The organism is Lentzea waywayandensis (assembly GCF_900115955.1).
In the GTDB taxonomy this organism is placed as follows: domain Bacteria; phylum Actinomycetota; class Actinomycetes; order Mycobacteriales; family Pseudonocardiaceae; genus Lentzea; species Lentzea waywayandensis.
In genome coordinates, this window is record NZ_FOYL01000002.1 from 532,829 (window position 1) to 546,272 (window position 13,444).

Annotated in this window: 16 protein-coding genes and 1 pseudogene; 9 read left to right on the plus strand and 8 right to left on the minus strand. The window is 69.5% G+C overall.

All coding sequences use genetic code 11. The annotated features are described in order from the left end of the window. Positions 1-60: 60 nt before the first annotated feature. From BM417_RS07330 to modA, 5 genes are all read right to left on the minus strand, one after another. Positions 61-675 carry a cysteine hydrolase gene (locus BM417_RS07330; protein ID WP_093589062.1) on the minus strand — a complete coding sequence of 205 codons (615 nt, stop codon included), beginning with the start codon at positions 673-675 and terminating at the stop codon, positions 61-63. 52 nt (positions 676-727) lie between these two features. After that, positions 728-1,888 (minus strand): NAD-dependent formate dehydrogenase, encoded by a 1,161-nt coding sequence (locus BM417_RS07335; RefSeq protein ID WP_093589064.1) that lies wholly within the window; start codon positions 1,886-1,888, stop codon positions 728-730. Between the two features lie 102 nt (positions 1,889-1,990). Continuing rightward, complete coding sequence (locus BM417_RS07340; protein ID WP_093590850.1) at positions 1,991-3,037, minus strand: ABC transporter ATP-binding protein; 1,047 nt, start codon at positions 3,035-3,037, stop codon at positions 1,991-1,993. Further along, on the minus strand, positions 3,034-3,831 hold the full coding sequence (gene modB, locus BM417_RS07345; RefSeq protein WP_093589066.1) for a molybdate ABC transporter permease subunit: 798 nt from the start codon (positions 3,829-3,831) through the stop codon (positions 3,034-3,036). The genes BM417_RS07340 and modB overlap by 4 nt, the downstream gene beginning before the upstream one ends. Further along, positions 3,828-4,634 carry a molybdate ABC transporter substrate-binding protein gene (gene modA / locus BM417_RS07350; RefSeq protein WP_245821755.1) on the minus strand — a complete coding sequence of 269 codons (807 nt, stop codon included), beginning with the start codon at positions 4,632-4,634 and terminating at the stop codon, positions 3,828-3,830. The genes modB and modA overlap by 4 nt, the downstream gene beginning before the upstream one ends. Positions 4,635-4,722: 88 nt before the next feature. Between modA and BM417_RS07355 the strand changes: the two genes are divergently transcribed. The 6 genes and pseudogenes from BM417_RS07355 (at position 4,723) to BM417_RS47650 (ending at position 8,322) form a co-directional block, all read left to right on the plus strand. Continuing rightward, positions 4,723-5,193 (plus strand): molybdopterin-binding protein, encoded by a 471-nt coding sequence (locus BM417_RS07355; RefSeq protein WP_245821756.1) that lies wholly within the window; start codon positions 4,723-4,725, stop codon positions 5,191-5,193. Positions 5,194-5,212: 19 nt separating this feature from the next. After that, positions 5,213-6,169, plus strand: coding sequence for a threonine ammonia-lyase (locus BM417_RS07360; RefSeq protein ID WP_245821757.1), 957 nt, complete (start codon positions 5,213-5,215; stop codon positions 6,167-6,169). 57 nt (positions 6,170-6,226) lie between these two features. Continuing rightward, positions 6,227-6,526: pseudogene (locus BM417_RS49085) on the plus strand (ankyrin repeat domain-containing protein); the annotation flags it as partial. 196 nt (positions 6,527-6,722) lie between these two features. Then, complete coding sequence (locus tag BM417_RS49090) at positions 6,723-6,935, plus strand: ankyrin repeat domain-containing protein (RefSeq protein WP_245821758.1); 213 nt, start codon at positions 6,723-6,725, stop codon at positions 6,933-6,935. Positions 6,936-7,159: 224 nt separating this feature from the next. Continuing rightward, positions 7,160-7,891, plus strand: coding sequence for an anti-sigma factor (locus BM417_RS07370; protein WP_177320329.1), 732 nt, complete (start codon positions 7,160-7,162; stop codon positions 7,889-7,891). 44 nt (positions 7,892-7,935) lie between these two features. Beyond that, a complete protein-coding gene (locus tag BM417_RS47650; RefSeq protein WP_177320330.1) occupies positions 7,936-8,322 on the plus strand; it encodes an NAD-binding protein in 387 nt (128 codons plus the stop codon). 54 nt (positions 8,323-8,376) lie between these two features. Here the strand turns inward: BM417_RS47650 and BM417_RS07380 are convergent, their stop codons facing one another. Further along, a complete protein-coding gene (locus tag BM417_RS07380; RefSeq protein ID WP_093589074.1) occupies positions 8,377-9,030 on the minus strand; it encodes a fasciclin domain-containing protein in 654 nt (217 codons plus the stop codon). Positions 9,031-9,221: 191 nt separating this feature from the next. On the opposite strand from BM417_RS07380, the gene BM417_RS07385 reads away from it, so the two are divergent. Further along, positions 9,222-9,686 (plus strand): peroxiredoxin, encoded by a 465-nt coding sequence (locus BM417_RS07385; protein WP_093589076.1) that lies wholly within the window; start codon positions 9,222-9,224, stop codon positions 9,684-9,686. Here the strand turns inward: BM417_RS07385 and BM417_RS07390 are convergent. Together BM417_RS07390 and BM417_RS07395 are read right to left on the minus strand one after the other, a co-directional pair. Further along, positions 9,683-11,179 (minus strand): molybdopterin-dependent oxidoreductase, encoded by a 1,497-nt coding sequence (locus BM417_RS07390; RefSeq protein WP_245821759.1) that lies wholly within the window; start codon positions 11,177-11,179, stop codon positions 9,683-9,685. The genes BM417_RS07385 and BM417_RS07390 overlap by 4 nt on opposite strands. An 80-nt stretch (positions 11,180-11,259) precedes the next feature. Next, entirely contained in the window at positions 11,260-12,087 is an 828-nt protein-coding gene (locus BM417_RS07395) for an endonuclease/exonuclease/phosphatase family protein (RefSeq protein ID WP_143138550.1), read from the minus strand. A 197-nt stretch (positions 12,088-12,284) separates the two neighbouring features. Here BM417_RS07395 and BM417_RS07400 point away from each other — a divergent pair, with 197 nt between their 5' ends. Together BM417_RS07400 and BM417_RS07405 are read left to right on the plus strand one after the other, a co-directional pair. Beyond that, positions 12,285-12,740, plus strand: coding sequence for a nuclear transport factor 2 family protein (locus BM417_RS07400; protein WP_093589082.1), 456 nt, complete (start codon positions 12,285-12,287; stop codon positions 12,738-12,740). Positions 12,741-12,778: 38 nt separating this feature from the next. Further along, positions 12,779-13,399, plus strand: coding sequence for a TetR/AcrR family transcriptional regulator (locus BM417_RS07405; protein WP_093589085.1), 621 nt, complete (start codon positions 12,779-12,781; stop codon positions 13,397-13,399). Positions 13,400-13,444: the final 45 nt, after the last annotated feature.

Here is a 13,444-nt window from a genome sequence, read left to right on the forward strand (position 1 = left end):
CTGGCCGTACCCGGCACCACTTGACCACACATGGCCGCGACCGGCACGGCGTGACGGCGGTCAGGCCAGCGCGGCGATGACCTGATCGGAGCTGACCGGGAGCGAGAACATCGGGTAGTCGAACGTGATCGCGTTGTCGTGCTCGGCGACCGACGTGGCCGCGACGCAGTCGGTCAGCGTGATGACGCGGTAGCCGTTCTCGTAGCCGGTGCGCATGGTGGACTCGACGCAGCAGTTGGTGAGGAACCCGCCCAGCACGATCGTCGTGATGCCCTTGCTGCGCAGGATGAAGTCGAGGTTGGTGCTGGCGAACGTGTCCAGGCCGCGCTTGCCCTCCACCACGATGTCACCGGGCTGCGGCGCGAGCTGGTCGGTGATCGCGGCGCCCCAGCTGTCCTTGACGAACGCGTTGCCGTCCACGACGCCCTTGAGGATGCCGTACGGGTGCGCGGAGATCTCGTGATAGCCCTGAGCGAACGTGATGGGCGCGTGCATGATCGTCGCCCCGGCGGCGCGGGCCGCCGAGACGACCGCGATGGTCCTGTCGAGCATTCCGGTCTTGTCCATCACCTCGGACACCGCGCCGTGCAGCACGCCGCCCTCGCTGGTGAAGTCGTTCTGGTACTCGATCAGGACCACCGCGGTCGTCTTGGGGTCCAGCGTCAGTTCGCTCATGGACTCATCCAACGTTCGCCACGAACCCCGGAGCAATCACCAGCCCGGGTGATCAGCTGTTCGTGGAGTACGAGTGCGCGCCCGTGCCTGCGAGCTTGCCGGCCTCCACGATCAGGTACTCGTCGCGGATCGGCGTGCCCGCGAAGAACGACTCCAGGATCTCCCTGGTGCCGGCCGCGTACCGGGCCTGCGCGGACAGCGAACTGCCGGAGATGTGCGGAGTCATGCCGTGGTGGGGCATCGTCCGCCACGGGTGGTCGGCGGGCGCGGGCTGCGGGAACCACACGTCACCGGCGTACCCCGCGAGCTGTCCGCTCTCCAGGGCGCGCACGACGGCGTCGCGGTCGGCGATGCGGGCGCGGGCGGTGTTGATCAGGTAGGTGCCGCGCTTCATCGTCGCGATCAGGTCGTCGTCGAACAGCCCCTCGGTCTCGGGGTGCAGCGGCGCGTTGATCGTCACGACGTCGCAGTGCGGCACCATGTCCGCCGTGGTCTCGTGGAACGTCAGGCCGAGCTCGCGCTCGACGCTCTCGGGAAGGCGGTGGCGGTCGGTGTAGTGCAGGTGCATGTCGAACGGTGCCAGGCGCTTGAGCACCGCGAGGCCGATGCGTCCGGCCGCGACCGTGCCGACGTGCATGCCCTCGACGTCGTAGGAACGGGCCACGGCGTCGGCGATGTTCCAGCCGCCGTCCAGCACGATCTGGTGCGAGGGAACGAAGTTGCGCACCAGGTTCAGGATCGACATCACGACGTGCTCGGCGACGCTGATGCTGTTGCAGTACGTCACTTCCGCCACCGTGACGCCGTGCTCGATCGCCGCGTCCAGGTCGACGTGGTCCGAGCCGATGCCCGCCGTCAGCGCGAGCTTCAGCTTCGGCGCGCGGGCGAACCGTTCCTTCGTGAGGTAGGCGGGCCAGAACGGCTGGGAGATCACGACGTCCGCGTCCGCCAGCTCGCGGTCGAACGCCGAGCCGGGGCCTTCCTTGTCGGACGTGACGACGAGCGTGTGGCCCTGGCTCTCCAGGTACCGGCGCAGGCCGAGCTCACCGGAGACGCTGCCGAGCAGGTGGCCCGGCGTGAAGTCGACGGCGGACGGCGCCGGCAGCGTCTGGCCGCCCGGATAGCCGTCGAGGTGCGGCAGGTCGTTCCGCGCGTAGGTGGACGGATAGCCGTTGACCGGGTCGTCGTAGAGCACGCACAGGACCTTCGCCATTGCGGGTCTCCCGTTCGGAAGTCGTTGTGGTGCCTCGACCTTCCTCCCGGGATCGGCGCGGTGTCCAAGCGAACGTTCCTATCGCCCGATAGCCGCCGGCTATCAGGCCGGATAGACGTGGGTCTCGGTCGCCTTCACCGCCGCCCACAACTCGTCGCCGGGACGCAGCCGCAGGTCGGCGAGCGTGGCCGTGGTGATGTCCGCGAGCACGTTCGGCGCGCCGTCCAGCCGGACTCGGGTCGTGTGCGCGTGCTGTTCGATCGCGGCGACGGTGACCGGCCAGACGTTGCGCGGACTGCCTTCCGGCTTCGCGGCGTGCAGACTCACGGCGTTGGGCGGGAACACGACGTGCGCCGGACCGTTGACAGGCCTGGGAATCGTGAGACGGCCGCCGCCGTCCAGGTCGACGTCCGTGCCCGATGCCTTGCCGCGGTAGAAGTTCAGGCCGACGAGGTTGGCGACGTAGTCGGTGCGCGGCTGACGGGCCACCTCGGCGGGTGGGCCGGACTGCACGGCACGGCCGCCTTCCAGGATCACCAGCCGGTCCGCGAGGACCATGGCGTCCAACGGATCGTGCGTCACCAACAGCGTGTGGCCGCCGAAGTCCGCGAGGTGCCGGCCCAGTTCCGAACGGACCTGAAGGCGGGTGCTCGCGTCCAGTGCGGCGAGCGGTTCGTCGAGCAGGAGCAGACTCGGGCCGGTGGCCAAAGCCCGTGCCAGCGCGACCCGCTGGGCCTGACCTCCCGACAGGGAACGGGGTTTGGCCTGCGCGTATCCGTTCAGCCCAACCCGGTCGAGCCAGCGCGCCGCCTCGGCTCGTGCCTCGGCCCGGCGCGTGCCACGGGCCCTGAGTCCGAACGCGACGTTCTCCAGGGCGGACATGTGCGCGAAGAGCAGGTAGTCCTGGAACACCACGCCGATCGGCCGTTTCTCGGCGGGCACGAACGCGTCCGTGCCGTCCCAAGTGGACTCTCCGACGGTGATGTGCCCGGAGTTCAAGGGAAGCAGCCCAGCGAGGGCGCGCAGCGCCGTGGACTTGCCCGCGCCGTTCGGGCCGAGCAGTGCGACGATCTCGCCCGGCGCGATGGTCACGTCGAGGTCGAGGGAGAAGGTGCCGCGCGTGACGCGCAGTTCCGCGTTCAGGGTCACGTCGGCCCGCTGATCCACCGGTCGCGAAGACCGGCCAGCACTCCGACGGACACCAGCAGCAACACGATGCTCAGCACGATCGCCGCGTCCGGATCCGTTTCCAGGGCGAGGTAGACCGCCAGGGGCATGGTCGTCGTCTCGCCAGGGAAGTTGCCCGCGAACGTGATCGTCGCACCGAACTCCCCCAGCGCCCGCGCCCAGCACAACACCGCGCCCGCCACCACGCCCGGCAGCACCGACGGCAACGTCACCCGCCGGAACGTCAGCCACTTCGAGGCACCCAGCGTCGCCGCCGCCTCTTCATAACGCGGATCGGCGGCCCGCAGCGCGCCCTCCACCGAGATCACCAGGAACGGCATCGCCACGAACGCCTCGGCGACGACGACACCGGCCGTGGTGAACGGCAACGAGATGCCGAACCACGCGTCGAGGTGCTCACCGATCAGTCCGCGCCGGCCGAGCACGAGCAGCAACGCGACACCGCCGACGACCGGCGGCAGGACGAGCGGCACGGTGACGAGCGCGCGCAGGAACCCACGTCCCGGCAAACCGGAGCGCGCCAGCAGCCAGGCGAGCGGGATGCCGAGGAACAGGCACAGCACCGTCGCCAGCGAGGCGCAGATCAGCGACAACCGCAGCGCCTCGCCGACCTCGGCGCTGAGCAGCGTCGACAGCGAGGTCCACGGCGTCTTGACGAGCAGCCCGGCGAGCGGCACCAGCAGGAACGCCAGCCCGAGCACGGCGGGCAGGACGAGGACGACGGGCAGCCGTCCCCGCACCCGGTTGCGCGTCATGGGCTGTCGAAGCCCGCCGCGCTCAGCACTGTGCGACCCTTGTCGGACAGCACGAACTCCACGAACGCCTTGGCCGTGACGGCGTTGGGCGCCTTGGCCAGCGAGGCGATCGGGTAGTCGTTGACCGCCTGCGCCGACTCGGTGAACTCGATGCCCTCGACCTTGTCGCCCGCGGCCTTCACGTCCGTCTTGTAGACCAGCGCGCCGTCGACCTCGCCGAGCGAGACCTTGGTGAGCACGGCCTTGACGTCCTGCTCCAGGGTGTCCGGCGCGGGCGTGATCTTGGCGAGCTCGAAGACCTTCTTCGACGCGGCGCCGCACGGCACCTGCTCCGCGCACAGGGCGATCTTCTTGCCGGCATCGGCGAAGTCCGCGAGTCCGGCGATCTTGCCGGGGTTGCCCTTCGGCACCGCGATCGCGAGCTTGTTCTTCACGAACGTCCTCGGCGCGTCCGTGATCGTCTTGGTGTCGGTCACCTGCTTCATGTTCGCCGGCGCGGCGCTCGCGAACACGTCGGCCGGGGCGCCCTGGTTGAGCTGCTGGGCGAGCGCCGAACTGCCGCCGAAGTTGAACTTGACCTTCGTGCCGGGGTTGGCCGCCTCGAAGTCCTTGCCCAGCCGGGTGAACGTCTCCGTCAGCGACGCCGCCGCGAACACCGTGACGTCACCGGTGACCTTCGGCGCCTCCGAGCCCGACGCCGGCGCGGCCGCCTGCCCGCCGGAGCCACACCCCGCGAGCACCAGCGCGGCCGAGGCGACCGCGAGGGTGACCCTGATGGACTTGCTTTTCCGCAGATTCGGCACTGTCACATCTTAGATGCCGCTTTCACGGATGCAATCCATCAGGTTAAGAGGCTTCTGCGGACCGCGCCTGCGTCGTACCGTGGAGTGCGTGACGTCATCGTTTGCAGGCATACCAACGCCGCGCACGCCGCTGTCCGAGGACCAGGTCCTGGTCACCGGGGACATCGCCGACGACTGGGTCTTCCGCACGTCCCACCTCGACGCCCACGCCCGCGAGCCGGTCAACGTCCAGTACCGGACGACCCGCGTCCGCGAGGTCCACCAGGTGCGGGGCGTTCCGCTGCACGAGGTGCTCGCGAAGGTCACGCTGCGCACGTCCGAGGGCAGCAAGATGGACCGGCTCAGCTTCGTGGTCGTCGCCTCGTCCGCCGACGGCTACCGCGTGCTGCTGTCGTGGGCGGAGGTCGACCCGGAGTTCGGCGCGTGCTCGGCGATGCTCGCCACCCGCTACAACGGCAGGCAGCTCACCCGGCCGACCCTCGTCACGCCGCAGGACGGGCGGGCAAGCCGTTACGTCCGCGACGTCGCCCGGCTGGAGATCACCCGGTTCGGCATCTGACGGCCATAGGGTGGACGGCATGGCGGAACTGCTGACCATCGACGACGTCCGGGCCGCGGCCGAGGTGCTCGACGGACGGGTGCTGCGCACGCCGACGCTGCCCTCCCCCGGCCTGTCCGCGCTGTTCGGCGTTCCGACGACGGTGAAGCTGGAACTGTTGCAGCGCAGCGGTTCGTTCAAGACGCGCGGCGCGTTCGCCAAGATCCTCTCGCTGTCCGGCGAGGCACGGGCGGCGGGCGTGGTCGGGGTGAGCGGCGGCAACCACGGGATCGCGCTGGCCGACGCCGCGCACGAACTAGGCGTGGCCGCGACCGTGGTGATGCCCGCCTCCGCACCCGCCCGCTCGGTCGAGCTCGCGCGCGCGTCCGGCGCGGACGTGCGGCTGACCGACGGCCTGGCGGCGGCGTTCGCGCTGCTCGACGACCTGGTGACGGCAGGCGCGACGCTCGTGCACCCCTACGACGACCCGATCGTGGTCGCCGGCCAGGGCACCGTGGGGCTGGAGTTCGCGACCGACGCCCCGGACGTCACCGACGTGCTGGTGAGCATCGGCGGTGGCGGGTTCATCGCGGGTGTCGCGACGGCGTTCCACGCGCTCGTACCCGGCGTCCGGGTGTGGGGCGTCGAGGTCGAGGGCGCCGACGCGATGCACCAGGCGCTGGCCGCAGGCGGACCCGTCGAGATCGCGCCGACGTCGATCGTCTCGACCCTCTCGGCACCGCACGTGTCGCAGCTGACCTACGACCACGCCGTCGCGCTGGTCGAGGACGTCCTCGTGGTGTCCGACGCCGACGCCGTGCGGGGGTCGATCACGCTGGCCGAGACCCAGAAGGTGTGGGCCGAGCCCGCCGCCGGGTGCCTCGTGGCGGCTGCGCGCACGGTGTTGGACCGGGTCGGTCCCGGCGCGCGGCTGGGCATCGTGGTGTGTGGCGGGAACACGACCTTCGCGGACGTCGTCCGGTGGTCGCAGGCCTAGCTTCGCGAAGCAGGTCTCAACGAGGCAAGCTGGAGCCTCCAACCGCGGAGGACGACCATGCGACACGACGATCCGCTGGCGCAGGCTGTTGTCCTCGCCATCCGCAGCGGCGACCTGGCCACCTTGCGACAGCTGCTGGCCGACGACGCCGACCTGGCCACCGCGCGGATCGTCGATGAGGGCGGGAATGCGCGAACCCTGCTGCACGTGCTGACGGACTGGCCCGCCCGGTGCCCTCACGGCGCAGAAACCGTTGCCGTGCTTGTTTCCGCAGGCGCCGACGTCAACGCACGGTTCCAGGGTTCGCACAGCGAGACGCCGCTGCATTGGGCCGCGAGCGCCGATGACGTCGTGGTGCTCGACGCACTTCTCGACGCCGGAGCGGACATAGACGCCGACGGAGCCGTGATCGGTGGCGGCACTCCCCTGGCCGACGCACGGGCGTTCGCGCAGTGGAAGGCGGCTCATCGACTCGTGGAGCGCGGCGCGACCGTCACGCTGACCGACGCCGCCACGCTCGGCCTGTCCGATCGACTTGAGCGTCTTCTCGTTGGTGCAGCTGGGGAAAGACGTCGCCGTGGCGTTCTGGGGCGCGTGCCACGGTGGTCAACGGGAGTGCGCCGAACGCCTGCTGGCGTCGGGTGCGGACGTGAACTGGCTTCCGCCCTGGGAGCACCTCACACCGCTCGACGCTGCCGTGCGCAACGGATTCGAGGACGTCGCGGAGTGGTTGCGCAGTCAGGGCGGCAGGCAGGCGACGGGGTGACGCGTCCCTGTGCGTCCGGTCCAACGACGGCGGACGCACAGGGACGTGCGTGGCGCCGTCCCGAGCCGGCTGAACCGCATCTGGCGGATCCGCGCGTTCTACATCCGCACGACACCGCCACAGCGGATCGGTGCGGCGACTCGATCCACCCGATGGGGTGACCAGCCGGTCCAGGGTTGATCTTCGCGAGCAATCCGTTCATCGGACGGCTTCGAAGTAGAACCGTGAAACCGGGACGAACGCGTGCGATCAACCCGCACCTGCTGACCGGTGCCCACGTACTCGGCGCGCTCCCCGGCGCCGAGCGAGTCGAGTTCGAAGCACACCTGGGCGCGTGCCAGGACTGTGCGGACGAGGTGGCCGAACTGAGCGAGACCGCGGCGAAGCTCGGCAACGCTGTCAGCCAAGTCGTTCCGAGCGCCCTGCGCCCACGGCTGCTGAACGCGGCCCGGCACGTGCGGCAGGTTCCGCCGGACTCCGAGATCCGGGCGGTTTTCTCGCGGCGACAAGGCTTCCGGCACGCCGCCGCGCTCATCTCGGCCGCTTGCGTGGCCGCCGCGGCGGTGGCCGGTGTGCACGGGGCGCTGACCACGTCGAGGATCGCCCCCGTCGTCGTCTCTCCGCGCACGCAGACAGGCGATCTCCTGGCGGCACCGGATCTGCGGCTCGTCACGGCGGGAGAGTCCGCGGGTACCGCCGCCATGTCACGCAGCCGCGACGAGATGCTCTTCCTGGCGGACGACCTGCGCACGTTGCCCCGCGACCGCGTCTATCAGCTGTGGCTGCTGGACGGCCACGGCCCACGATCCGCGGGAACCCTGCGACCGGCGGGCACGGCGATGTCGCTGCACGTGACCGGGATCGCAGGAGTCGGCGAAGCCCTTCTCACGGTCGAGCCTCTGGGCGGGTCACCGAGTCCAACGAGCGCGCCGGTCCTCACCCTCGACCTTCGCTGAGGCGGACGCCAATCCGGTTCGACCGGCACACCGAATCCCTGGTCGTGACCGATCACATCCTCGTCATCGGATACGGCGACACCGGGCGCTGTGCCGTCAACGCGGTGCTGGCTGCCCAGCCGGACGCCCGGCTGACCGTGCTGGACATCGACCTGTTCGCGGTCGTCGAGGCGATGGCCAACGGCGCCAGCGCGATCCTCGGCGACGGCCGGGACAGATGCGCACTGGACGAAGCGGCGATCGACGCCGCCGACCGTGTCATCGTCGCGGTGCCGGACGACCTCGCGGCCTTCCTGATCACGCGAGCCGTACGGCCGTACAACCCCGACGCCGTGATCGTCGTCGTCATTCGCGAAGCGGAGAACCACGCGCTGTTCCTGTCCTCCGACGCGACGTCCGTCCACATCAGACATCCGGACGAACTGACATGAGAAACTCCGGGAACAGCATCGCTGTTCCCGGAGTTCGTCGTGCTGTCGAGCTGCTTACGCGGGCAGCAGGACCGAGTCGATGAGGTAGACGGTGGCGTTCGCGGTCTTCACGCCGCCGCAGATGACGTTGGCGTCGTTGACCTTCAGCGCGTCCTTGGAACCGGTGACCTTGACGGTGCCGGTCTCGACGGTCTTCTGGTCGCCGGCGATCTTGTCAGGCGTGATCTGGCCGGGGACGACGTGGTAGGTCAGGATCTTGGTCAGTAGCGCGTCGTCGGTCTTGAGCTTCTCGATCGTCGCGGCGTCGATCTTCGCGAAAGCGGAGTCGACCGGCGCGAAGACGGTGAACTCGGCACCGTTGAGCGTCGAGACCAGGTTCACCTTCGGGTTGAGCTTGCCGGACACCGCGCTGACCAGCGTCGTGAGCAGCGGGTTGTTGCTCGCGGCCACGGCGACCGGGTCGGCGGCCATGCCACTCACCGAACCGGCACCGGACGGAACCTGCTTCGCGTAGTCGGCACAACCCGGGCCGACGAGGTTGGCGGCCGGGTCGGCCATCGCCGACGAGGACGGCGCCATCGAGGTGGCGGACGTGGGCGCGGTGCTGGAGCTGCTGCTCGCCGTGTCACCCGAGCCGCAAGCAGCTCCGAACAGGGCGAGCGAGACAGCGCCGACGGCCAGAACGGTGCTGCGGGCGGTCTTGTTCATGACGGAACATCTCCAAGGGTGTTCGGGCAGTTGCTGGTGATTCGCCACCCCTGAGGGAACGGATTGGCGTGGTTACCGATCCGTTACCGAACAACCCGAAAACCGCGTCCCACCAGGGAAAACTCCCCGATCGTCCACAGTGGACGGAAGCGCCGGGCAATCCGCGGTGCTCGCGGGCCCGAACAACGGCCATGAAACGAGGAGACACCGCCCCGGACTTCACCCTGCCCGACGACACCGGCCGGCCCCGCATGCTGTCCGACTTCCTGGCCTCCGGCCCGGTCGTGCTGTTCTTCTACCCGGCCGCGATGACCGGCGGCTGCACGCAGGAGAGCTGCCACTTCCGCGACCTGGCGAAGGAGTTCGGCGAAGTCGGCGCCCACCGGGTCGGGATCAGCCCGGACGCCGTGAGCAGGCAGCGCGAGTTCGCTGTCACGAACGACTTCGGCTACCCGCTGCTGTCCGACGTCGACGGTGTCGTGGCGAAGCAGTTCGGCGTCTGGCGGCGCTTCAGCCCGCTGCACGCGAAAAGGCACACCTTCGTCATCGACACCGACCACGAGATCCTCGAAGTGATCAAGAGCGAGCTGAAGTTCACCTTGCACGCCGACAACGCCCTCGCAGTCCTGCGAGAGCGTGCGGCGAAGGGCCTCTAGCCGACCGAGGTGAAGACCATCGAGTGCCAGCCGGTCGCGCCGTCCGGAATCGGGGCGGCGCGCTCGTTGGTCTGGGTGTAGCCCTTCCGGTCGGTGGCGCGGCACTCCACGGTGTGGTTGCCCGGCTTCAGATCCAGCTCGATGCGCCACATCCGCCAGGTGTCGATGTTGACCTCGGTGCTGAGCGTGGTCTTCTGCCACGGCCCGCCGTCGACGCGGACCTCCACGCCGTCGATGCCGGTGTGCTGGGCCCAGGCGATGCCCGCCACGACGAACCTGCCCGCCGGAACCCGTTCGAAGGACTTCGGCCGGTCCACCCTGGACATGACCTTGACCGGCGCCTTCTTCCCCCAGCCGCGCTGCGCCCAGTACGGGTCGAACGCGTCGAAGGTGGTGAGTTCCATGTCCACCAACCACTTGGTGGCGGAGACGTAACCGTAGAGACCCGGCACGACCATGCGGACCGGGAAGCCGCGCTCCAGCGGCAACGGCTCACCGTTCATCCCGAGGGCCAGCATCGCGTTCGATCCCGGCGCCATGATCGACTCGACCGGAGTGCCGCACGTCCACCCGTCCACGCTGCGCGTCGCCAGCTGGTCGGCACCAGGCCGCACGCCGGCGTCCCGCAGCAGATCGGGCAGCGAGACGCCGATGAAGTTCGACGTGGAGATGTACGGGCCGCCGACCTCGTTGGACACGCACACCAGTGTGATGGTCTTCTCCACCAACGGACGCCGCAGCAGGTCGTCATAGGTGAGCAGCATTTCGTTGTCCACCATGCCGTGCACGCGCATGCGCCAGTCCTCCGCTCGCAGGCGAGGCACGGTGAGCGCGGTGTCGACCCGGTAGAACTTGTCGTTCGGCGTCAGGAACGACGGCGTGCCCTCGCGGGCGAAGTCGGCGTCGAACGGGATCTCCGGCGCGGTCTCCCTCGGCCGCAACTTGATGCCGCGCCGGGAGGCCTCGACGTCGACGCGACCGGCGAGCAACTGCCCGCCCATCGCCGCGAGTCCGGCGCCTGCCGCGATCGCCGCCGTCGACAGCAGGAACTTCCTCCTCCCCTGCGCCACGACCGGCGCCTGGGACCACAACCAGCGGAACGCCGCTACCCCGACCACGAGACTGGCCACCGGTGCGATCACCGACCACGCGGTCGTGGTCGGCCTGGCCAGCACGGCGGCGATCCCGAGCAGACCGAGCACACCGGCGAGGGCGGTGCCGGGCCAGGGACTGCGGCGGGACAGCAGCCCCGCCACCACGCCGAGTGCCGCGAGCACGAGCGCCATGCCGCCGAGCAGCACCAGCTTGTCGTTCTCGCCGAACGTGCGGATGGCGAAGTCCTTGACCGGGTGGGGAGTCAGGTCGATCGCGGTGTTCCCGACCGCGAGGAACGGCGAGGCCAGCGGGCTCACCAGCCCCGCGACGAGATGCCCCGCCGCCAGCGCCGCGGCCACCGACACCAGGCCGATGAGGATCGTTCGTGTTGCCTTCACACGGGTGGTTCGGAGCCGGCCGCTCACCGGATTGGCTGAAGAGCGTCGCCCGCCGCGCACGGCGGGCGACGCTCACGTCGTCACGGCTTGGTCAGGCGAACCAGGAACCCGTCGTGATCGGTGTGGCTCATGCCGTACTTGGAGGTGCTCACGAACGCGATGTCGTTCGAGAACACCACGTGCTGCACGTCGTTGTCCCCCTTGCGGATGTGGCCGGGCGGGACGCAGTTCTGCGCGTTCTCCGGATCGGAGGTGTCGTACTCCAGGTTGAAGTCACCACCGACGATCGTCTTCCCGCTCACGCCCTCCGCCGCCCGGATCTGCGGGACGACGTCGAACAGCAGCGACCGGCACTGTGCGAGAGCGACCGGCTCGCTGCTGGCCGACAGGTGCGTCGCGCATCCCAGGTGATCGCCGACCGCGTACACGCAGACGTAGGTCCGCTGCTCGTTGCCGCCGTCCTGGCTGGCATACCTGCCGCTGTACGTCTTCACGCCCTGGTAGTTCGCCGCCGCCACCCGGCCGATCACGGCGTTGCCGTAGTCCTGACCGTTGGCGCACTTCACCGGCGTACCGGTGTCCCGCCGCAGCGCCGGCGCGAACTGCGAGTACACCCGGTCGCCCGGCCACGCCTTCACGAGCGACGGCACGAGGTAGCCGGGCAGGTCGTTGGCGCAGATCTCGTTCAGCGTCACCATGTTCGGCCGCAGCCGGGCGATCAGGTCACCGCCCTCGATGACCGATCGGCCCTGCGCGTAGCAGCTCACCCCGGGAACGCCGCTGTTGCACAGGTTCAGCTGGAGCTCCCAGAACCGTTCCGCGGCCGCGGCGGGCGCCGCCGATGGGACCAGCGATCCAAGCCCGAACGCCGCCGCGATCACCAGGACCGCCGCACTTCGTCGACTCATTCGTCCTCCGTTGATGGAGTCCCCCACAGGTGGCGTCCTGCCCCGGCCCATCCCCGGAGCGAGCCGCCACCGTGGTTCTACACGTCGTGCGTGCCGGCCGGAGCCGGATCGACCGTTCCCGGTTGCCGTTTACGACAACCTGTCGTAATCTTTTGCGACAGGTTGTCGTAAAAGATTCGCAACGGAAGGCGCCCTCCATGAACACGCTCGCCGATCGCGCCGAACTCATCGAACTGATCAGCCACTACGCCGACATCGCGGACCTGAAGGAGTTCACGACCCTGCCCGGCCGGGTCTTCACCGACGTGCTCACGCTCGACTTCGAGTCGGTGACGGGCATGCCGGTGATGACGGTCCCGCTGAACGACTACGTCGAGGCCCTGCGCGCAAGCTTCGCGCCCTTCAAGGCAACGCACCACGCCATCACCGGCCACGTGGTCGAGATCGACGGCGACACCGCGAAGATCCACGCACACGTCCGCGCCGAGCACTGGCTGCCGGACGGACTCGCCGCCGCCGCGTGGCTGGTGGTCGGCTTCTACGACAACGAGGCGGTCCGCACACCGGACGGCTGGCGGCTGAACCGTGTCAAGCTGACCGCGATCCACCAGGAGAACCAGCCGGCACTGGCGGACGCAGCGCCCGCGCGGTAGCGCAGGCGGTCCCGTCCACGACCGAGGAGAACGATCAGATGCCGCGGATTCGCGCCGCCACCATCGAGGAACACCACGAGATGGTGTGGGCCGACCTCACCGAGGCGATGCGGCAGCTGCTGCTCGAACGCGACTACGAGTCGATCAACATGGGCCACATCGCGGCCCAGGCGGGACTCGCGCGCAACACCCTCTACAACTACGCCGCGGACAAGCGAACGCTGGTCCTGGAGCTCGCCCGCCGGGCGAGCCGTCCACTGGCCGAGCAGGTGGCCGCGATCGCCGCACGATCGCCGGAACCCGCCGCGGACCGGTTGCGGGAGATCATCGAGGTGATCCTGTCCGCCTCCACGAACCACGCCATGCGGCTGATGTTCCTCCCGAACTCCGGCTCGCTGGTGGCCGATCTGCCGGACGGACCGGACAACCCGTTCACCACGCTCGTGATCGAGGTGGAGAACGTCGTCGAGGACGGTCTCGCCAACGGTGAGTTCCACGGCGTCGAAGACGTGCGGCTCACCGTGGAACTGATGTCCGGCGCGATGCGCGCGGGCATCGACCGCATCAGCCGGGATCCGGCCGCCCTCCCGGCCACGGTCCGCGCGGCGCAGGAGATCGTCCTCGCCTCGATGACCCGCGGCCCCTCGAACGGCACCTGACGTCGCATGAAGGTCCATGCGTTCGCGGCCCCCTCTGGCCCTAGG

Bases quoted from the DNA above. Each gene is read 5' to 3' on its own strand.
- modB (WP_093589066.1), bottom strand. From the start codon at position 3,831: ATGACGCGCAACCGGGTGCGGGGACGGCTGCCCGTCGTCCTCGTCCTG.
- BM417_RS07335 (WP_093589064.1), bottom strand. From the start codon at position 1,888: ATGGCGAAGGTCCTGTGCGTGCTCTACGACGACCCGGTCAACGGCTAT.
- BM417_RS07360 (WP_245821757.1), top strand. From the start codon at position 5,213: ATGGCGGAACTGCTGACCATCGACGACGTCCGGGCCGCGGCCGAGGTG.
- BM417_RS07405 (WP_093589085.1), top strand. From the start codon at position 12,779: ATGCCGCGGATTCGCGCCGCCACCATCGAGGAACACCACGAGATGGTG.
- BM417_RS07380 (WP_093589074.1), bottom strand. From the start codon at position 9,030: ATGAACAAGACCGCCCGCAGCACCGTTCTGGCCGTCGGCGCTGTCTCG.
- BM417_RS07395 (WP_143138550.1), bottom strand. From the start codon at position 12,087: ATGAGTCGACGAAGTGCGGCGGTCCTGGTGATCGCGGCGGCGTTCGGG.
- BM417_RS07400 (WP_093589082.1), top strand. From the start codon at position 12,285: ATGAACACGCTCGCCGATCGCGCCGAACTCATCGAACTGATCAGCCAC.
- BM417_RS07330 (WP_093589062.1), bottom strand. From the start codon at position 675: ATGAGCGAACTGACGCTGGACCCCAAGACGACCGCGGTGGTCCTGATC.
- BM417_RS07385 (WP_093589076.1), top strand. From the start codon at position 9,222: ATGAAACGAGGAGACACCGCCCCGGACTTCACCCTGCCCGACGACACC.